The sequence below is a fragment of the Roseateles violae genome, from assembly GCF_030410485.1.
In the GTDB taxonomy this organism is placed as follows: domain Bacteria; phylum Pseudomonadota; class Gammaproteobacteria; order Burkholderiales; family Burkholderiaceae_C; genus Roseateles_D; species Roseateles_D violae.
This window is the reverse complement of sequence record NZ_JAUHHC010000002.1, coordinates 104,913-124,683: the sequence shown is the minus strand read 5'-3', so window position 1 is coordinate 124,683 and position 19,771 is coordinate 104,913. Positions and strand designations below refer to the sequence as shown.

Below are 19,771 nucleotides of genomic sequence, written 5' to 3'. Positions count from 1 at the left end.
GCTGCCTATTGTCAAAGCCAGATCCCTTCACTCGCCTGGAGGACCCGGCATGACTTCGACCCCCTTCCTTCGCCACGCGCTGCGTGGCCTGCTCCCCTTGTGCCTGGCCGTCGTCGCCGCGCAGGCGCCGGCGCTGCAACTGGGCATACAGCTGAACCCGGATCGCGTGCGGCCCGGCGAAGCGATCATCGCGCTGATCACCGTCACCAACGACAGCGCGGCCCCGCTGGCCAATCTGAGCCTGCAGGCCCGCATGCCGGCCGCCGGCGTCAACACCATCAACCAGGCCTATCTGAGCGGCGGCGCCAACTGCGGCGGCAACTGCAGTCCCAACGAGCTGGTGAACTGGACTATCGGCCTGCTGGCGCCGGGCGCCGGCGTGACCGTGTCGATGCCGATGACGGTCAGCGCCGGCACCGCCGACGGCACGGTGATCACCGTGCCGGCCGCCGCCTATGTCAATGCGGTGCAACAGGCGACCGTGCAGCAGTCGGTCAGCGTCGATGCCGACAACGCGCTGATGCTGGGCCTGGACGCCGACAAGGACGGCGCGGCGCCCGGCGAGCAGCTCGTCTACACCCTCAGCTATGGCAACCGCAGCACCGCCGCGGTCAGCGGCACGAGCCTCAGCCTGCCGCTGCCGGCCGGCAGCAGCTTCGTCTCCGCCAGCGGCGGCGGCGTGCATGCGGCCGGCGTGGTGAGCTGGAACCTCGGCACCCTGCAGGCCGGGCAGTCGGGCCGCCAGCAGGTGCTGGTGAACGTCGGTGCCGGGCTGGGCTCGGGCGCCCTGCTGGCGATCGACCAGGCGCTGCTGGCGGGCAGCAGCGCGGTGACCGGCGCCGAGCAGGCGCGCGCCAGCCTGCTGACGAGGGTGCAGAGCAACCCGGTGCTGGGCCTGGCCTATGCGGTGCAGGCCGACCCGGTACGCCCCGGCGAGGCGCTGCGCGCGACGCTGACGGCCAGCAACCGCAGCAACGCCACCATCTTCGGCGCCGTGCTGCGCGCGCGCATGCCCACCGAGGGCGTCAATGTGATCAACCAGGTCTATCTGAGCGGCGGCGCCAACTGCGGCGGCAACTGCAGCCCCTACGACCTGGTCGGCTGGAACCTCGGCAGCCTGGCGCCAGGCGCCTCGGTGACGGTGAGCCTGCCGGCCACCGTCACGGCCGGCTTCGCCTCCGGCCGATTGATCGGCCTGCAGGCCGAGCTGCGCGCTGACGGCGTGCCGATGGCGGTAGCCCGCCACACGGTGGCCAACGATGCCGACGGCCTGCTGGCGCTGGCGCTGGACGGCGACAAGGACAGCGTGATGCCCGGCGAGCCGCTGCGCTACACGCTCAGCTACGGCAACCGCGGCACATCCTCGTCGACCGGCACCAGCCTGCGCCTGCCGCTGCCACCGGGCACCAGCTTCGTCTCCGCCAGCGACGGCGGCACCCATGTGGCCGGCGTGGTCACATGGAATCTCGGCACCCTCCCGGCCGGCCAGTCGGGGCGCCGCCAGGTCGCGGTCAACGTCGGCGCCGGCCTGGCCTCGGGCACGCTGCTACGCGTCAATGCCGCGGCGCTCTCGGGCAGCAGCGCGGTGACCGGGTCCGAGCAGTCGCGCGCCGGCCTGGTGACCCGGGTCGAGGCGAATCCGGTGCTGGACCTCAGCTACGCCAGCAATCCCGATCCGGCGCGCCCCGGCGAGGCGCTGCGCACGACCCTGACCGTCGCCAACCGCAGCGACCAGACCGTCTTCGGCACCGCGCTGCGCGCGCGCATGCCCACCGAGGGCGTCAATGTGATCAACCAGGTCTATCTGAGCGGCGGCGCCAACTGCGGCGGCAACTGCAGCCCCTACGACCTGGTCGGCTGGACGATCGGCACGCTGGCGCCCGGCGCCGCCGTCACGGTCAGCCTGCCGGCCCCGGTCAGCGCGGGCCTGGCCTCCGGCCGCCTGATCGCCCAGGAGGCCGAGGTGCGCGCCGACGGCGTGCCGATGATGACGGCGCGGCACACGGTGGCCGTCGATCCCGACGGCGCGCTGGCGCTGGCCGTCAATGCCGACAAGGACGCCGCCGCGCCGGGCGAACGGGTGCTGTACTCGATCCTCTATGGCAACCGCGGCAGCAGCGCGCTGACCGGCGCCACGCTGAGCTTCCCCCTGCCGGAAGGCGCGCTGCTGTCCAGCGCGGGCGGTGGCACGCTCAGCGGCAACCGCGTCAGCTGGCAGCTCGGCACCCTGCTCGCCGGCAGCGGCGGCAAGCGCGTGCTGAGCGTCAACATCCCGGCCAGCGCGCCGCCGCATCGACGCCTGCTGGTCGACGCGGCCGAGCTGAGCGCAACGAGCGCGGTGACCGGGCTGGAGCAGGCGCGCGCCAGCCATGTGACGCGCATCGTGCCGCTCAATCCGCTCAAGCTCACGCTGGCCCTGCAGCGCAATCCGGTGGCCGCCGGCCAGCCATTGACGGCCATCCTGCGCGTGCGCAACGTCGGCGCCGTGCCGCTGCTCAATGTGACGGTGCAGTCGCGCATGCCGCCCGAGGGCGCCAATGTGGTCAACCAGGCCCTCATGAGCCCGCCGGCCAATTGCGGCGGCAACTGCAGCCCCTACGACCTGGTGACCTGGAGCCTGGGCACCCTGCAGCCAGGCGGCAGCATGACGCTGACAATGCCGCTGACGGTGCCGGCCGGCTTCAGCAACGGCCGCCTGATCGCCTTCGAGGCGCGCGCGGTCGACGATGCGGCCGATCTGGCGCTGGCCGGCGCGACGGCCCTGGTCGGCAGCGGCTATGCGGACAGCGATGGTGACGGCATCGCCGATGCGCTGGACAACTGCAGCGCGGTCAGCAACCCGGGCCAGGAAGATGCCGACGGAGATGGCTACGGCAATCTCTGCGATGCCGACGTCGACAACAACGGCATCGTCAACGCGCTCGATCTGGCGCGCTTCCGCGCCGCCTTCGGCACCAGCAATCCGGAGTTCGATCTGGACGGCAACGGCATCGTCAACGCGCTCGATCTGGCCCGCTTCAGGGCGCTGTTCGGGGCGCCGCCGGGGCCCTCGGGCGTGCGGCCCTGAGCGCAGCGGCGCGGCCTGGCCTCAGACCAGGGCCGCGCCGCGCTCGCTCAAGAGCGCGCGCAGCACCGAACGGTGGCAGCGCGCCTCGTCCTCGCAATAGCAGCCCAGCGCCAGCGGCGTGCCCTGCGAGAGCGCGGCCAGCAGATCCAGCAGGCGCGCCGCATCGGGCTCGTTCATCTCGGCACGGAACTTCCTGACGAAGGCCGACCAGTCCTTGTCGCTGGCCGAGTCCTGCGCCTGCTGGCCCAGCTTCAACAGTTCGGCCGAGGGCGAGAGCTGCGGCAGCCAGCTGTCGTAGTAATCGCGGCTGGCGAACTCGCTCTTGGGCACGCCGCGCGGCGGCCGCCGCACCGTGCCCAGGCGCAGGCCCTCGCCCGTGGCGCGCGGGCTGCCCAGACGGACGATGCGGATCGCCATAACTTAAAGACTCAGCGCCGCCCGTCGCGCGCTTCGGGCAGCTCGATCTTGACCTCGAGCACTTCCAGATCGTCCTGGCGCTCCATATGCACCTTGATGTCGTCCGGATTGATCGAGACGTATTTGGAGATCACCGCGACCAGCTCGCGCTGCAGCTGCGGCAGGTAGTCGGGGCTGGCGCTGCGGCCGTTGCGCTCATGCGCCAGGATCAGCTGCAGCCGCTCCTTGGCGACGCTGGCCGAGTTCTTTTTCTCGCCGAGGAAGAAGGACAGGAATCCCATCTGGCTGCCCCTCTCAACGGCCGAACAGGCGCTTGAAGAAACCCGGCTTGACCGCCTCGATGAAGCGCATCGGCCGGTCCTCGCCGAGGAAGCGGTCGACCACGTCGGCATAGGCCTCGGCCACGTCCGAGCCCTTCATATGGATGGCCGGCTGGCCCTGGTTGGAGGCCTGCAACACGATCTCGCTCTCGGGGATCACGCCGATCAGCGGCGTGCGCAGGATCTCGTGGATGTCCTCCAGCGACAGCATATGTCCGCCCTCGACCCGGTTCGGGTTGTAGCGGGTGATCAGCAGATGCTCCTTGATCGGCTCCTTGCCCTCGATCGCACGGCGGGTCTTGCTGTTGAGCATGCCCAGGATGCGGTCGGAGTCGCGCACCGAGGAGACCTCGGGGTTGGTGACGACCAGGGCCTCGTCGGCGAAGTGCATGGCCATCAGCGCGCCGGTCTCGATGCCGGCCGGCGAGTCGCAGACGATGTAGTCGAACTCCATCGTCTTCAGCTCCTCGAGCACGCGCTCGACGCCCTCCTGCGTCAGCGCGTCCTTGTCGCGGGTCTGCGAGGCGGCGAGGATGTAGAGCTTGTCCAGCTGCTTGTCCTTGATCAAGGCCTGGCTCAGCTTGATCTCGTCGTTGATCACATTGATCAGGTCGTAGACCACGCGGCGCTCGACGCCCATGATCAGGTCCAGATTGCGCAGGCCGACGTCGAAGTCGATCACGCAGGTCTTGTGGCCGCGCATCGCGAGGCCGGTGGCAAAGCTAGCGCTGGTGGTCGTCTTGCCGACGCCCCCCTTGCCCGAGGTCACCACGACGATCTTGGTCATCGAATCAAATCCTTCCGTTGAAATTTCGAACTCAGAGCTTCAGCGCTTCCATCACCAGCTTCTCGCCGTCCAGCCGCACCTGCGCCGGCTTGCCGAGCACGGTCTCCGGCAGCGGGTTCTCGGTCGTACGGTAGATGCCGGCGATCGCGATCAGTTCCGCCTCCAGGCTGGCGGCGAAGATGCGCGCCTCGCTATTGCCTCGCGCGCCGGCAATCGCCTTGCCGCGCAGCGGTGCGTAAACATGGATATTGCCGTCGGCGATCACCTCGGCGCCATGGTTGACCAAGGCCAGCACGACCAGATCGGCGCCCTTGGCATAGACCTGCTGGCCCGAGCGCAGCGGCTTGTCGATGATCAGGGTGCGCGCCGGCGCGGACGCCTCGGCGGCTGCGGGCGTCGCTGCGGTAGCGGGCGCTTCGGCCACCGGAGCCGGCTCGGTGCGCGGCGCGGCGCCCGGTTCGTCCTCCGGCGCCTCGGCCAGGCCCAGCGCCTGCGCCTGTTCGAGCTCGGCGGCGGTCGCGCCCTGCACGGCCACCGGCTGCATGCGATGGCGGCGCAACAGCGCGACGACGGCGGCCAGATCGAGCGGCTGCGGTACCGCCTCGTCCAGGCCCAGCGGCACCTGCGCGCCCTCGGCGGGCGCCGAGGCGGCGGCCGGGCGCTGCAGCTGGCTCAGGTCGATCAGCAGCGGGTCGTGGTTGAAGACCTCGGGCGTGTCGCCGAGCCGCGCCTGCAGCTCGGCCGCCAGCACGGCCGGATCGGCGCTCTTCAACACCAGCGACAGCAGGCTCAGCGAAGCGCTCTTCAACTCGAATACCTCGGCCGATCGCGCCGCCGCCCTCCCTGCTTGTGCCTGAGCCATCTGCTGCTGTTTGCTGTTGTAGCGAAAAGCGCGATTTTAGCCATCGCACCGCAGCAAGCCTCTAGGCGTTGGCCCGAGGCGGGCCGGCGGGCCTGCCTATTTTTCGGGCAAGCCAGCAAAGTTCGAGGGCTATCAAGCACTTAGCGGCGCTGGGCCCAAGCGGCCCACATGGATGTCCACAAGCGCTGTGGAAAGCGGCGTCGGGCGGCCCGCCGCACTGTCATCCATTTGCGCTACATCGCAGTAAGCCGCCTTGACTTATCCCCATTTTTGGCAAAGGTCAAGCAAGCTTGTCTCATGCATTCCCGGCCCTTACACGTTTCCCCCAATCGGCGCTAAGTTATTGATTCATATAGAACCATGGCGATTGCCTAGAAATTAAGCAGACTAAGCCCAAGGGGCTTGGCACAAGGGTTTAGCGTTGCCGGCACCCCGTTCTCCACAAAGTTATCCACATATAAAGTGGATAGCCTTAACGACCCTTACGAATCAGCAACTTAGCTGTCATCCTTCAATCCAAGCGGAGCTTTACGCGCTAACTGCGCTCGTTCACGCCCGGCTGCGCAAGCATCCGTCAAGCAGTTACAGTGGGCCATCGCCGCGTGAGCGGGTTCAGCAGGAGTACTCCTTGGCAACACCGAATTATTCGTACGAAAAACGCCAGCGAGAACTGGCCAAAAAGCGCAAGAACGAAGAGAAACGCCAGCGCAAGCTGCAGAACAAGTCCGAGGGCGGCCAGGCCGAGCAGCCCGACGAGGCCGGCGAGGGTGCCGAAGGCGCCGAGCCCGGCAGCGACAGCGGCGAGACGCCGACGGCCGCCGGCTGATCCCCGCCCCGCCCGACGAAGAGCGCGCGGCGCAGGCTCTAAAATGCGCCCCCTGCCCGGCTCCTGCGCCGGGTCCGCCGCCCGGCCCCCAGGAACACCATGACCCGCAAGCTCTTCGTCACCACCGCCCTGCCCTACGCGAACGCCAATTTCCACATCGGCCACATCATGGAGTACACCCAGGCCGATATCTGGGTGCGCTTCCAGCGCATGCGGGGCCAGCAGGTGCACTTCGTCTGCGCCGACGATGCGCATGGCGCGCCGATCATGATCGCGGCCGAGAAGGCCGGCATCACGCCGCAGGCCTTCGTGGCCAATATCGCCGCCGGCCGCAAGGCCTATCTGGACGGTTTCCACATCGGCTTCGACAACTGGCATTCGACCGACGGCGCGGAGAACCACGAGCTGTCCAAGGACGTCTATCGCGCCCTGCGCAAGAGCGAACTGATCGAGGTCAAGACCATCGAGCAGTTCTTCGACCCGCAGAAGGCGATGTTCCTGCCGGACCGCTTCATCAAGGGCGAATGCCCCAAGTGCGGCGCCAAGGACCAGTACGGTGACTCCTGCGAGGTCTGCGGCGCCGTCTACACGCCGACCGAGCTGAAGAATCCCTTCTCGGTGCTGACCGGCGCGACGCCGGTGATGAAGAGCTCCGAGCACTACTTCTTCAAACTCAGCGATCCGCGCTGCGTCGCCTTCCTCGAGGAATGGACGCAGACGCCGGGCCGGCTGCAGGGCGAGGTGCTGAACAAGATCAAGGAATGGTTCAGCAAGGACGAGGACGGCAAGGGCGGCCTCGGCGACTGGGATATCAGCCGCGACGCGCCCTATTTCGGCATCGAGATCCCGGACGCGCCGGGCAAGTATTTCTATGTCTGGCTGGACGCGCCGATCGGCTATCTGGCCTCGCTGAAGAACTACTTCGGCAAGATCGGCGTCGACTACGAGGCCTTCATGGCCGATCCCGCGGTCGAGCAGATCCACTTCATCGGCAAGGACATCACCTACTTCCACACGCTGTTCTGGCCGGCCATGCTGCATTTCAGCGGCCGCAAGACGCCCAACCATGTGTTCGTGCACGGCTTCCTGACCGTCAACGGCGGCGAGAAGATGAGCAAGAGCCGCGGCACCGGCCTCGACCCGCTCAAGTACCTTCAGCTGGGCATGAACGCCGAATGGCTGCGCTACTACCTGGCCGCCAAGCTGAACAGCAAGGTCGAGGACGTCGACTTCAACCCGGATGACTTCGTCGCCCGCGTCAACAGCGATCTGGTCGGCAAGTACATCAATATCGCCTCGCGCGCGGCCGGCTTCCTGGCCAAGCGCTTCGGCGGCCAGCTCTCGGCCGACGTCGGCGTCGAGGGCCAGGCCTTGCTGGACGCCTTGCGCGGCCAGGCGGACGCGATCGCCGAGCTCTACGAGGAGCGCGAATTCGGCAAGGCCTTGCGCGAGATCATGCTCCTGGCCGACAAGGTGAACGAGTACGTCGACCAGAACAAGCCCTGGGAGCTGGCCAAGAAGGAAGGCGCCGACCAGGTGCTGCAGGACGTCTGCACGACCTGCATCGAGGCCTTCCGCCTGCTGACCATCTATCTGAAGCCGGTGCTGCCGGCGCTGGCCGCCCGGGTCGAGGCCTTCCTGCAGGTCGCGCCGATGAACTTCGCCGACGCGCAGACCGCGCTGGGCGCGCACAAGATCGGTGCCTACGAGCATCTGATGCAGCGCGTCGACCCCAAGCTGCTGGAGGCGCTGTTCGAGCCGCCCAAGCCGGCCGAAGCGCCCAAGCCGGTACCCGGCGGCGAGGAGCTGGCGCCCGAGATCAAGATCGACGACTTCACGAAGGTCGATTTGCGCATCGCAAGAATAGTCAAGGCCGAGCATGTCGAGGGCTCGGACAAGCTCTTGCGCCTGACGCTGGACGTCGGCGAAGGCCGCCTGCGCAATGTCTTCTCCGGCATCAAGGGCAGCTACCAGCCCGAGCAGCTGGAAGGCAAGCTGACCGTGATGGTCGCCAACCTCGCACCGCGCAAAATGAAGTTCGGCATCAGCGAAGGCATGGTGCTGGCCGCCAGCCATGCCGACGAGAAGGCCCACCCGGGCGTCTTCGTGCTCGAGCCCTTCCCCGGCGCCCAGCCGGGCATGCGGGTGCGCTGACCGGATGAGCTCGAGGGGCGGTCCGGCATGAGTTCCTCCGCAGCCCCCGACGGCCGCATCCTCCAGCTCAGCCGCCGCCGCCGCTTCATCGCGCGGCTGCACCACTGCGGGCCGCCGGGCCCCGCTCTCCTCCAGCAATGTCCGATCGATTCGAACAGGAGAGCCCATGGCCCCGCTGCCCCCGCTGCACCGTTTCCGCCCCCGCCTTCTTGACAGCCTGCGCGGCTATACGCGCGCGCGCTTGCTCGCCGACCTCGGCGCCGGCCTGACCGTCGGCATCGTCGCGCTGCCGCTGGCCCTGGCCTTCGCGATCGGCTCCGGACTCAAGCCCGAGCAGGGCCTGGCCACCGCCATCGTCGCCGGCCTGCTGATCTCGCTGCTGGGCGGCTCCAGCGTTCAGATCGGCGGCCCGGCCGGCGCCTTCGTCGTCATCGTCTACGGCATCGTCCAGCACCACGGCCTGGCCAATCTGCTGATCTCGACGATGCTGGCCGGCCTGCTGCTGCTGGCCATGGGCGCGCTGCGGCTCGGCGTGCTCGTGCGCTACATCCCGGTGGCCATCGTCATCGGCTTCAGCAACGGCATCGCCGTGCTGATCGGCTTCGGCCAGCTGAAGGACCTGCTGGGCCTGCCGATCGCCGCGATGCCGGCCGATTTCTTCGGCCAGCTGACCGCGCTGTCGCGCTATGCCGCCGCCTTCAATCCGGCGGCGCTGGCCCTCGGCCTCGGCACGATGGCCCTGGTGCTGCTCTGGCCAAAAGGCTATCTGCCCGGCCAGCCGCGCTGGCGCCGCGCGATCGCCCGCCTGCCCGGCACCCTGGTGGCGCTGATCGCGGCGTCCGTGGCCGCCCAGATGCTGGCGCTGCCGGTCGAGACGATAGGCAGCCGCTTCGGCGCGATCCCGCGCGCGCTGCCGGCACCGGCCTGGCCGGCGCTGAGCTGGGCCGGCGCCCAGGGCCTGGTGATCCCGACACTGACGATCGCGCTGCTGGGCGCCGTCGAGTCGCTGCTGTGTGCCCGCATCGCCGACGGCGCCGGCGCCCAGCCGCGCCACGACCCGAACCAGGAGCTGATGGCCCAGGGCCTGGCCAATATCGCCGCGCCACTGTTCGGCGGCCTGCCGGCCACCGGCACGATCGCCCGCACGATGACCAATCTGCGCGCCGGCGCGACCAGCCCGGTGGCCGGCATCGTGCATGCGCTGACGCTGCTGGCCGTCGTGCTGCTGGCCGCGCCGCTGGCCGCCGACATCCCGCTGGCGGCGCTGGCCGGCATCCTGCTGGTCGTCGCCTGGAATATGGGCGACTGGCACGAGTTCACCCGGCTGCGCCGCTTCAACCTGCCCTACCGGACGCTGCTGCTGGGCACGTTCGGGCTGACGATCGTGTTCGACCTCACCGTGGCCGTCGAGGTCGGCCTGGTGCTGGCCTGCCTGCTGTTCATCTACCGGATGGGCCGGCTGTTCCGCGTCGAGCCGCTGCCCGATGCGCCGCCGGGCATCCGGCTGCTGCGGCTGCATGGCGCGCTGTTCTTCGGCGCCGTCGGCCGCATCGATGCGCTGGCCGAACAACTGCCGGACGACTGCAGCGAACTGGTGCTCGACGGCAGCCGGCTGTTCGCGATCGACAGCTCGGGCCTGGACGCGCTGATCCAGCTGCAGCGCGCGCTGCAGCGCCGGCAGCAGAGCCTGGTGCTGTGCGGGCTCGACGAGCAGCCGGCCGGCCTGGTGCGGCGTGGTGGCCTGGCTGATCTGCTCGGGCCCGAGGGCCTGCATGCCGATCTGGCCGCCTGGCGGCGAGCGCGGGGCCTGTAAAATCGCCGCCCATCCGCCCTTCTTTCCCCCTTCTTCACCCGACGCTCACCATGCCGCTGTTCTGGAAGCACTACAAGTCCGACGTCACCAACTTCATCGACGAGCTGAAGGCCAAGAAGCCGACGCTGGAGGCCGAGCAGCGCGCCGGTCGCGCGCTGCTGTGGGACAAGGCCGTCGATCGCGCCGCCCAGGCCGACTACCGCGCGGCCAGGATCGCCCAGCAGCCCTACGTCTACCAGACCGAGGCCAAGTAAGCGCCCCGGGTCCGCACGCCCGCCCGTGAGCGATCTCGGCGACATGGTCAAGGAGGAGCAGGCGCCGCCGCTGGCGGCCGGCCTGCCCGAGGTCGTCGACACGGTCGCCGTCGCCAGACTCTATGGCGAGCCGCTGTTCCAGCTGCCGCTGGACCTGTACATCCCGCCCGACGCGCTGGAGGTCTTTCTGGAGGCCTTCCAGGGCCCGCTGGACCTGCTGCTCTACCTGATCCGGCGGCAGAACTTCAACATCCTCGACATCCCGCTGGCCGACGTGACGCGCCAGTACCTCAGCTATGTCGAGCAGATCCGCAAGCAGAACCTCGAACTGGCCAGCGAATACCTGTTGATGGCCGCGATGCTGATCGAGATCAAGTCGCGCATGCTGCTGCCGCCGAAGAAGACGGAGGACGGCAGCGAGCCCGAGGATCCGCGCGCCGAGCTGGTGCGCCGCCTGCTTGAGTACGAACAGATCAAGCTGGCCGCCGCCCGGCTCGACCAGCTGCCGGTGCTGGGCCGCGACTTCCTGCGCGCGCAGATCCATATCGAGCAGTCGCTGCAGCCGCGCTTTCCGGACGTCGACGCCAACGATCTGCGCGAGGCCTGGCTGGAGATCCTGCGCCGCGCCAAGCTCAACCAGCACCACAAGATCAGCCGCGAGCAGCTGTCGGTGCGCGAGCATATGAGCATCGTGCTGCGCCGCCTGCAGGGCGAGCGCTTCGTCGTATTCGAGCAGCTGTTCGACGTCACGCGCGGCCAGCAGGTGATCGTCGTCACCTTCATCGCGATGCTGGAGCTGGCGCGCGAGCGCCTGCTCGAGATCACGCAGGCCGAGGCCTTCGCGCCGATCTATGTGCGGCTGGCCTATGCGCCGGCCGCGGTGTAGGGCCGGTTAAGGCAGCGGCCAGCGTGCCGCATATGCGGCAGGCATGTTTGCTTCGCCGATTTCCTTCGTTCTCGCTGAAGACCGCTGTTCCTAGAGTGGCGGTCATGCCACCTGACATGACAGGTGCGCAGCAGCAGAAATGACCGCACCCCTAGCAACCTCAACGCCCCCGCTGACCCTGCACGGCCGCATCCGCGAAGACCTGCGCGAGCGCATCGTCCGCGGCGTGCTGCGACCGAACGACCGCGTGCCGTCGGAGAGCGAGCTGATGCTGCAGTACGGCGTCAGCCGCATCACCGTGCGCCAGGCCCTGGGCGACCTGCAGCACGCCCGGATGATCTTCAAGGTGGCCGGCAAAGGATCTTTCGTCGCCGCGCCCAAGCCCTTTCAGGACCTGGACCGGCTGCAGGGCTTTGCGGAGGCCATGAACGCCAGCGGCCATCGGACCTTCAACCGCCTGCTGCAGCTGCGCGCCGAGCCGGCCAGCGCTGCCGTCGCCCGGGCGCTGGCACTGCCCCGGGGGACGCTGGTCACTGCCCTCCAGCGCGTGCGCTACCTGGATGACCGGCCCGTCTCGGTGGATTTCAGCTGGCTGCCGCTGTCGCTGGGATCGCGGCTCCGGCGCGAGGACCTGAGCAACCGCGACATCTTCGCGATGCTGGAGACCGAGCTCGCGACGCCGCTGGGCCATGCCGAGCTGGCCATCGACGCCGTTCCGGCCCCGGCCGACATCGCCGCTCGGCTGGACCTCGCGACCGGGATGCCGGTGCTGCACATCGAGCGCCTCACCCACGACCGCGACGGACGCCCCGTCGACCACGAGCATCTGTACTGCCGGTCGGACCACTTCCAGTACCGCCTGCGCCTGCACAGGGCCTAGCGCCGCAACACATGAACACTCTACACACCGAAGTCGACGTCCTCGTCATCGGCGGCGGCACCGCCGGCCCGATGGCGGCCGTCAAGGCCAAGCAGGCCAATCCGAAGCTGCGCGTGCTGCTGCTCGAGAAGGCCAACGTCAAGCGCAGCGGCGCGATCAGCATGGGCATGGACGGCCTCAACAACGCCGTGCTGCCCGGCCACGCCACGCCCGAGCAGTACGTGCGCGAGATCACCATCGCCAACGACGGCATCGTCAACCAGAAGGCGGTGATGGCCTACGCGGCCAACAGCCACGCGATGGTGGAGGAGCTGGACCGCTGGGGCGTCAAGTTCGAGAAGGACGAGACCGGCGACTACGCCGTCAAGAAGGTTCACCACATGGGCAGCTATGTGCTGCCCATGCCCGAGGGCCACGACATCAAGAAGGTGCTCTACCGCCAGCTCAAGCGCACACGGGTGGAGATCAGCAACCGCCTCATCGCCACCCGTCTTCTGACCCATGAAGGACGGATTGCCGGCGCGATGGCCTTCGACTGCCGCACCGCCGATTTCCACGTCATCCGCGCCAAGAGCGTGGTGCTGTCCTGCGGCGCCGCCGGCCGCCTGGGCCTGCCGGCCAGCGGCTATCTGTTCGGCACCTACGAGAACCCCACCAACGCGGGCGACGGCTACTCGATGGCTTATCACGCCGGGGCCGAGCTGTCGGGCATCGAGTGCTTCCAGATCAACCCGCTGATCAAGGACTACAACGGCCCCGCCTGCGCCTATGTGACCGGCCCCTTCGGCGGCTACACGACCAACGCGCAGGGCCAGCGCTTCATCGAGTGCGACTACTGGTCGGGCCAGATGATGTGGGAGTTCTACCGCGAGCTGCAGGGCGGCAACGGCCCGGTGTTCCTGAAGCTGGACCACCTGGCCGAGGAAACGATTCAAGAGATCGAGACCATCCTGCACACCAACGAGCGCCCCAGCCGCGGCCGCTTCCACGCCGGCCGCGGCACCGACTACCGCGAGCGCATGGTGGAGATGCACATCTCCGAGATCGGCCTGTGCAGCGGCCACTCGGCCTCGGGCGTCTGGGTCAACGAACGGGCGCAGACCACGGTGGCCGGCCTGCACGCCGCCGGCGACATGGCCAGCGTGCCGCACAACTACATGCTCGGCGCCTTCGTCTACGGCAAGCTGGCCGGCGAGAGCAGTGCGGCCTTCTGCGCGGAGCACGATTTCGCGCCCGTCGATGCGGCGCAGGTGGAAACCGAGCGCGCCCGCGTGCACGCGCCGCTGCTGCGCGAGAAAGGCCTGCCGCCCAACCAGGTCGAGTTCAAGCTGCGCCGCATGGTCAACGACTACCTGCAGCCACCCAAGGTCACGAAGAAGATGGAGATCGGCCTCGAGCGCTTCGAGGCCATCCGCGAGGACCTGGACCAGCTGCAGGCCCGCGATCCGCACGAGCTGATGCGGGCGCTGGAGGTGCATGCCATCCGCGACTGCGCCGAGATGGCCGCGCGCGCCTCGCTCTACCGCACCGAGAGCCGCTGGGGCCTGTACCACGCCCGGGTGGACTATCCCGAGCGCAACGACGCCGACTGGCGCGTGCATGTGCAGCTGCACAAGGACGCGCAAGGCCGCATGGCCTGTTTCAAGCGCGCCATCGAGCCCTACATCGTGCCGATCGCCGAGACCGAGAGTTCCGCCTATGGGCGACTGCGCATCGCCGAGCCCGTCGCGGCCTGAAGGAAGCACCCATGACCACCATGAGCACCCCCATCCGCCCGCCGGCCCTGACACCCAGCCAGGTGCCCGTCACCGTCGATGCCGACAAGTGCATCGCCCACAAGGGCTGCACCGTCTGCGTGGACGTCTGCCCGCTGGACGTACTGGCCATCGACCTCAGCAGGGGCACGGCCTATATGAAATTCGACGAGTGCTGGTACTGCATGCCCTGCGAGAAGGACTGCCCCACCGGCGCCGTGCAAGTCGACATTCCCTACCTGCTGCGCTGAGCAGCGCCCCGCCATCCATGCCTGAAGACACGCTTTCAATGCCCGCGCTGAGTCTGGATTTCCAGCGCCTGCGCCGGGCCTATGCGCATCAGGGCCTGCGTCCGCAGGCGCTGGTGGCCGAACTCTACCGGCGCATCGCTCAGCGCGGCGACGACCATGTCTGGCTGCACCTGCTGCCGCTGGAAGAGGCGCTGAAGCGTGCCCGCGAAGTCGAGGCGCGGTTCGATCGCGGCGAGTCGCTGCCGCTGTATGGCCTGCCCTACGGCATCAAGGACAATATCGACGCTGCGGGCCTGCCCACCACGGCGGGCTGCGCGGCCTTCTCCTATGTGCCGCCCGAGAGCGCCGCCGTCGTGCAACTGCTCGATGCGGCCGGCGCCCTGCTGCTGGGCAAGCACAATCTCGACCAGTTCGCCACCGGCCTGGTGGGCATCCGCAATCCGGCCGGCTTCTGCCGCAACAGCTTCAGCGACGAGCACATCCCCGGCGGCTCCAGCAGCGGCTCGGCGGTGGCGGTGGCGGCTGGCCTGCTGTCCTTCTCGATCGGGTCGGACACGGGCGGATCGGGCCGCGTGCCAGCCGCCTGCAACAACATCGTCGGGCTCAAGCCCACGCCCGGCGTGATCAGCACGCGCGGCTTCGTCTACGGCAACCGCAGCTTCGATGTCGCGCCCGTGTTCGCGCTGACGGTGGACGACGCCTACGACGTGCTGCAGGTGCTGGCGCAGCACGACCCGCGCGATACCCAGTCCTCGCCGGAGCCCCTGCTTGCGGCGCCGCCGGTCCGGCCGGCCGCGTTCAGCTTCGGCCTGCCGCCGCCCTCGCAGCGCGAGTTCTTCGGCGATCTGCAGGCCGCCCGCCAGTTCGAACGCGCCGTGGGCCAGCTGATCGCCCTGGGTGGCACGGCGAGCGAGATCGACCTGACACCGTTCCTGGAAGCCGGCAGCCTGGTGTTCGACAGCGCGCTGGTGGCCGAACGCTGGGTCAGCTATGGCGCCGTCGCCTCGCGCCGCCCCGAGGCTGTGGATCCGGCGGTGCTCGCTTCGCTGCGCCGGGCGCTCGACTACACGGCGGCGGACGCCTTCGCCGCGCAATACCGGCTGGCCGAGCTGCGGCAGCTCACACACGACGTGCTGCGGGGCGTGGACCTGCTGCTGCTGCCCACCTGCGCCACGCTGCCGCGCTGGGCCGAGGTGCAGGCCGACCCGCAGCGCTTGAACACGCGCATGGGCCGCTACACCTATTTCGCCAACCCGCTGCACCTCAGCGCGATCAGCGTGCCGGCCGGCCTGCGCGATGACGGCCTGCCCTTTGGCGTCAGCCTGATCGGCCTGCCGCGCGCCGAGCTGCGGCTGCGGGCGCTGGCCCGCGCGCTGCACGAACGCAGCGCGCAGCGCCTGGGCGCCACGCCCCACGCGCTGCGGCCCACCGCTTCCTGAACCACTTAAGGACTTGCCATGAGCATCACCGCCGCCCCCGACCTCAGCCAGCGCAGCGCGCTCGAACTTGCGGCGCTTTACCGCAGCCGCGAGACTTCGCCGGTAGAGGCGACCCAGGCCATCCTGGCGCATATCGAAGCCCATGAACCGGTGGTCAACGCCTTTGCGCTGCTGGATGCCGAATCCGCGTTGGCCGCGGCCCGTGCCTCGGAGCAGCGCTGGCTGGAAGGCCGCCCGCTCAGCCCGATCGACGGCGTGCCCGCCGCCATCAAGGACCTGCTGCTGGCCAAGGGCTGGCCCACGCTGCGCGGCAGCCGCGCCGTGAACCCCGACCAGCCCTGGGATGAGGACTCCCCCGCCACCGCCCGGCTGCGCGAACAGGGCGCGGTGCTGCTGGGCAAGACCACCACCGCCGAATTCGGCTGGAAGGCCTTGGCCGACAGCCCGCTGACCGGAATCACCCGCAATCCCTGGAACCGGCTGCACACGCCGGGCGGCAGCAGTGGCGGCTCCGCGGCGGCGGCGGCGCTGGGCTTCGGCCCCTTGCAGGTCGCCACCGACGGCGGCGGCTCGACCCGGCTGCCGGCGGCGCACTCGGGCGCGTTCGGCTTCAAGCCCTCGTTCGGGCGGGTGCCGGGCTACCCCGCCGCGCACACCGGCACGCTGTTCCACATCACCGCGCTGACCCGCACGGTGCGCGACGCTGCCCTGCTGCTCAACGCCACCGCCCAGCCCGATCTGCGCGATTTCCATGCGCTGCCGCCCAGCGGCCGCGACTGGCTGGACGGCATCGACGACGGCATCAAGGGCCTGCGCATCGCCTTCAGCCCCGATCTGGGCTACGCCACGGTCGACCCCGAGGTCGCGGCCCTGGTGGCGCGGGCGGTGCAGTCCTTCGCCGAGCTGGGCGCCGTCGTCGACCTGGCCAATCCCGGCATTGCCGCTGACCCGCTGCCCATCCATCGCACGCTGGCCAATGCCGGCGTCGCCCGCCTGTTCGAGACCTGGCCGGTCGAGCGCCGGCTGCTGGCCGAGCCGGGCCTGCAGGCGGTGGCCGAACGCGGCCGCAGCATCACCGGGGCCGACTTCGTGGCCGCCGTGCAGGCGCGCGAGGCGCTCGCCCGCCAGCTCTGGGCCTTCCACACCCGCTGGGACCTGCTGCTCACGCCCACCACGACCACGGCCGCGCCGCTGGCCGAGGGCCATGTGGGCGATGCGGCGCAAAGCGCGCAGATCTCGCCCTTCGCCTACCCGTTCAACCTGTCGCAGCAACCGGCCGCCTCGGTACCGATCGGCTTCACCAGAGCCGGCCTGCCGGTGGGGCTGCAGATCGTCGGCCCGCGCCACCGCGAAGACCTGGTGCTGCGCGCGGCCCGCGCCTTCGAGCAGCGCCACCCGTTCGCTTTCACCGACACCGTGCGCTGAAAGCGCTGCCGCCTCCTTCATCAGCCAGCCTCTACACAGACCATGACTCCACTCATCTTCCGCAAACTCCAGCAGTTCGGCACCCGCATCCTGCTGGCCGCCGGGGCCGCGGCGGCCACCGCCTCGGCAGCCGCCCAGCCCGTCGTCATCGGAGAGGGCCTGTCGGTCGGCTGGTCGCAGTTCTTCGTGGCCGACGCCGAGAAGCTCTGGGAACAGCAGGGCCTGCAGGCCCAGGCAATCACCTTCCCCAGCGGGCGGCTGGTGCTGGACGCCGTCATCGGCGGGCGCGTGCTGCTCGGCACGGCGGCCGAAACACCGGTGGTGTTCGCCGCGCTCAACGGCCTGCCGGTGCGCATCATCGCCACCACCAACAACGGCGGCGGCAAGCCCTACGAGCCCTTCACCCTCGTCGCCTCGACCGACATCAAGACCGTGGCCGACATCAAGGGCCGGCGCATCGGCTACTCGCAAGGCACCAACGCGCACCTCTACCTGTCGCGCCTGTTGGACAGCCTGGGCCTGAAGTTCTCGGACATCACCGCCATCAGCCTGACGCCCTCGGACTTCGTCAACGGCGCCGTCAGCGGCACGCTGGACGGCTTCATCTGGACCGAGCCCTTCGTGTCCCAGGCGCTGGCCCAGGGCAAGGGCAAGCTGCACTCGCTGCCCTCGCCGGGCCTGTACCAGGGCACCTCGAGCGTCATCACGCTGCAGTCCACCATCGACAAGGAGCCCGAGCTGCTGCGCAAGGCGCTGCGCGCGCTGGCCGCCGCCGACGCCTCCATCAAGCGGGATCCGCAGAAGGCCATCCAGGCCGTGTCCACCCGCGTGAACTTCGAGCTGCCGCTGGCCCAGCAGTACTGGCCCGCGCTCAACCTCGGGCTCGGTCTGGACAAGAAGGCGCTGGTGGCCGAGCTGCGCGCCCAGGCGCAATGGGCGATCGACAACAAGCTGGTGCGACCCGACGCGAAGATCCCCGACTTCAGCACCATCGTGGTGGGCGACTTCCTGCCCGCGGCGGCGCGCTGATCATGCTCGACGCCGCCTTGCTGCACAGGACGGTGGCGCCCCCGCCCGCCGCCTTGCAGGCTCCCGCCCTGATCGAGTGCCAGGGCCTGCGCCACACCTATGCGGCCCGCTCGGGGCCCGATGTGGTGGCCATCGAGCAGGTGGACCTGAGTATCGCGGCAGGCGAGTTGGTCTGCCTGCTGGGCCCGAGCGGCTGCGGCAAGACCACGCTGCTCAATATGGTGGCGGGCTTTCTGCCGCCCACCGCGGGCCGGCTGCGCGTCGGCGGGCAGGACGTGCGCGGCCCCTCGCCCGACCGCGGCGTCGTGTTCCAGGACTACTCGCTGTTCCCCTGGCTGACCGTGCAGGGCAATGTGGAGTTCGGCCTGCGCATGGCCGGCGTCCCTGCCGGTGCGCGCGCCGCCACCGCCCAGCATCACCTGACCCTGGTGGGGCTGGAGGCCGCCGCCTCGCGCTACCCCTTCGAGCTGTCCGGCGGCATGAAGCAGCGCGTGGCGATTGCCCGCGCGCTGGCCACCGATCCTTCGGTGTTGCTGATGGACGAGCCCTTCGCCGCGCTGGACGCAATGACCCGCGCCAGCCTGCAGGCGCAGTTGCTGGACATCCAGGCGCGCACGCGCAAGACGGTGCTGTTCGTGACCCACAACATCGGCGAGGCCATCGTGCTGGGCTCGCGCATCCTGGTGCTGTCCGCGCGGCCGGGGCGCATCGTCGAGGACATCCGGCTCGACGGCCTGGCCCGGCCGCGCCGGCGCTCCTCGCCCGAGTTCAATCGCCTCTACGAGCGGCTGGCGGCGGCCATCGGCGCGGAGGCAGGCGAATGACGCGCCATGCCCTCTGGCTCGGTGCGCTGGGCCTGCTGCTGTTCTTCGGCGGCTGGGAGCTGCTCAGCCGCAGCGGCCAGGTCAACACCGTGATGCTGCCTGCGCCGTCCACCATCGCCGTCTCGACCTGGGCGCTGCTCGAGTCCGGGGAGTTGCGCCGGCATGTGCAGAGCAGCCTGCTGCGCGCCCTGGTCGGTTTCCTGATCGGCGCGCTGCTGGCCCTGCTGCTGGGCATCGCCATGGCGCGCGTGCCGCGGCTGCACAGCCTGCTCAATCCGCTGGTGCAGATGTTCCGCGCCATTCCCGCGCTGGCCTTCGTGCCCCTGGCCATCTTCTGGTTCGGCATCGGCGAGGCGTCCAAAATTTTCCTGATCGCCTGGGGCGTGTTCTTCCCGATCTGGGTCAACACCTACCTGGGCACGCGCGACACCAACCCGCTGCTTGCCCGCGCGGCCGCCAGCCTCGGCGCCCGCGGCTGGCGCATGCTGGTGTTCGTGACGATCCCGGCCGCGCTGCCTTTCATCATCGCCGGCGTGCGCGTCAGCCTCTCGGTGGCGCTGGTGCTGCTGGTGGCGGCCGAGCTGACCGGCGCGATGTTCGGCATCGGCTACCTGATCCAGATGTCGCAACAGGTCTTCCGCGTCGACCAGATGTTCGTGGGCCTGCTGTTCCTCGGCCTGCTCGGCTTTGCGGCCGATCATCTGTTCGACCGCGGTTTGCGCCGCCTGCTGCCCTGGTACGGCGCCGAAGGCGCGCCGCGCCGCAACAACTGACTCTGCTTCC

18 protein-coding genes are annotated in these 19,771 nt (G+C 69.4%); 14 read left to right on the top strand and 4 right to left on the bottom strand.

Annotation, left to right across the window (positions count from 1 at the left end):
• Nucleotides 1-49 precede the first annotated feature (49 nt).
• Nucleotides 50-3,067 carry a thrombospondin type 3 repeat-containing protein gene (locus QWJ38_RS24060; protein WP_434063949.1) on the top strand — a complete coding sequence of 1,006 codons (3,018 nt, stop codon included), beginning with the start codon at nucleotides 50-52 and terminating at the stop codon, nucleotides 3,065-3,067.
• A gap of 21 nt (nucleotides 3,068-3,088) precedes the next feature.
• Here QWJ38_RS24060 and QWJ38_RS06070 read toward each other — a convergent pair whose 3' ends face one another.
• The 4 genes from QWJ38_RS06070 to minC are packed head-to-tail and all read right to left on the bottom strand — an operon-like array spanning nucleotide 3,089 to nucleotide 5,453.
• Nucleotides 3,089-3,484 (bottom strand): DUF488 domain-containing protein, encoded by a 396-nt coding sequence (locus tag QWJ38_RS06070; protein ID WP_290358172.1) that lies wholly within the window; start codon nucleotides 3,482-3,484, stop codon nucleotides 3,089-3,091.
• Between the two features lie 11 nt (nucleotides 3,485-3,495).
• The gene (minE, locus tag QWJ38_RS06065) at nucleotides 3,496-3,765 is read right to left on the bottom strand and encodes a cell division topological specificity factor MinE (RefSeq protein WP_290358171.1); all 270 of its coding nucleotides are present in this window, start codon (nucleotides 3,763-3,765) and stop codon (nucleotides 3,496-3,498) included.
• A 13-nt stretch (nucleotides 3,766-3,778) separates the two neighbouring features.
• Complete coding sequence (minD, locus tag QWJ38_RS06060; RefSeq protein ID WP_290358170.1) at nucleotides 3,779-4,591, bottom strand: septum site-determining protein MinD; 813 nt, start codon at nucleotides 4,589-4,591, stop codon at nucleotides 3,779-3,781.
• Nucleotides 4,592-4,622: 31 nt separating this feature from the next.
• Nucleotides 4,623-5,453: a septum site-determining protein MinC gene (gene minC, locus QWJ38_RS06055; RefSeq protein ID WP_290358169.1), complete on the bottom strand. Its 831-nt coding sequence runs from the start codon at nucleotides 5,451-5,453 to the stop codon at nucleotides 4,623-4,625.
• Nucleotides 5,454-6,081: 628 nt separating this feature from the next.
• On the opposite strand from minC, the gene QWJ38_RS06050 reads away from it, so the two are divergent.
• The 13 genes from QWJ38_RS06050 (at nucleotide 6,082) to QWJ38_RS05990 (ending at nucleotide 19,761) form a co-directional block, all read left to right on the top strand.
• Nucleotides 6,082-6,279, top strand: coding sequence for a hypothetical protein (locus QWJ38_RS06050; protein WP_290358168.1), 198 nt, complete (start codon nucleotides 6,082-6,084; stop codon nucleotides 6,277-6,279).
• 99 nt (nucleotides 6,280-6,378) lie between these two features.
• A complete protein-coding gene (metG, locus tag QWJ38_RS06045) occupies nucleotides 6,379-8,433 on the top strand; it encodes a methionine--tRNA ligase (protein ID WP_290358167.1) in 2,055 nt (684 codons plus the stop codon).
• 166 nt (nucleotides 8,434-8,599) lie between these two features.
• Nucleotides 8,600-10,246, top strand: coding sequence for a SulP family inorganic anion transporter (locus QWJ38_RS06040; protein ID WP_290358166.1), 1,647 nt, complete (start codon nucleotides 8,600-8,602; stop codon nucleotides 10,244-10,246).
• 50 nt (nucleotides 10,247-10,296) lie between these two features.
• Nucleotides 10,297-10,500 carry a DUF3460 family protein gene (locus QWJ38_RS06035; protein WP_290358165.1) on the top strand — a complete coding sequence of 68 codons (204 nt, stop codon included), beginning with the start codon at nucleotides 10,297-10,299 and terminating at the stop codon, nucleotides 10,498-10,500.
• Nucleotides 10,501-10,543: 43 nt separating this feature from the next.
• Entirely contained in the window at nucleotides 10,544-11,386 is an 843-nt protein-coding gene (locus QWJ38_RS06030; protein WP_290358958.1) for a segregation and condensation protein A, read from the top strand.
• 139 nt (nucleotides 11,387-11,525) lie between these two features.
• Nucleotides 11,526-12,266 (top strand): GntR family transcriptional regulator, encoded by a 741-nt coding sequence (locus tag QWJ38_RS06025; RefSeq protein ID WP_290358164.1) that lies wholly within the window; start codon nucleotides 11,526-11,528, stop codon nucleotides 12,264-12,266.
• Nucleotides 12,267-12,277: 11 nt separating this feature from the next.
• Entirely contained in the window at nucleotides 12,278-14,002 is a 1,725-nt protein-coding gene (locus QWJ38_RS06020; RefSeq protein ID WP_290358163.1) for a fumarate reductase/succinate dehydrogenase flavoprotein subunit, read from the top strand.
• A gap of 11 nt (nucleotides 14,003-14,013) precedes the next feature.
• Entirely contained in the window at nucleotides 14,014-14,271 is a 258-nt protein-coding gene (locus QWJ38_RS06015) for a 4Fe-4S dicluster domain-containing protein (protein WP_290358162.1), read from the top strand.
• A 38-nt stretch (nucleotides 14,272-14,309) separates the two neighbouring features.
• Complete coding sequence (locus QWJ38_RS06010) at nucleotides 14,310-15,710, top strand: allophanate hydrolase (RefSeq protein WP_290358161.1); 1,401 nt, start codon at nucleotides 14,310-14,312, stop codon at nucleotides 15,708-15,710.
• An 18-nt stretch (nucleotides 15,711-15,728) separates the two neighbouring features.
• Nucleotides 15,729-17,135 carry an amidase gene (locus tag QWJ38_RS06005; protein ID WP_290358160.1) on the top strand — a complete coding sequence of 469 codons (1,407 nt, stop codon included), beginning with the start codon at nucleotides 15,729-15,731 and terminating at the stop codon, nucleotides 17,133-17,135.
• Nucleotides 17,136-17,177: 42 nt separating this feature from the next.
• A complete protein-coding gene (locus QWJ38_RS06000) occupies nucleotides 17,178-18,164 on the top strand; it encodes an ABC transporter substrate-binding protein (RefSeq protein ID WP_290358159.1) in 987 nt (328 codons plus the stop codon).
• A 2-nt stretch (nucleotides 18,165-18,166) separates the two neighbouring features.
• Nucleotides 18,167-18,988: an ABC transporter ATP-binding protein gene (locus QWJ38_RS05995; protein WP_290358158.1), complete on the top strand. Its 822-nt coding sequence runs from the start codon at nucleotides 18,167-18,169 to the stop codon at nucleotides 18,986-18,988.
• Nucleotides 18,985-19,761 carry an ABC transporter permease gene (locus QWJ38_RS05990; RefSeq protein ID WP_290358157.1) on the top strand — a complete coding sequence of 259 codons (777 nt, stop codon included), beginning with the start codon at nucleotides 18,985-18,987 and terminating at the stop codon, nucleotides 19,759-19,761. Before QWJ38_RS05995 ends, QWJ38_RS05990 begins: the two co-directional genes overlap by 4 nt.
• Nucleotides 19,762-19,771: the final 10 nt, after the last annotated feature.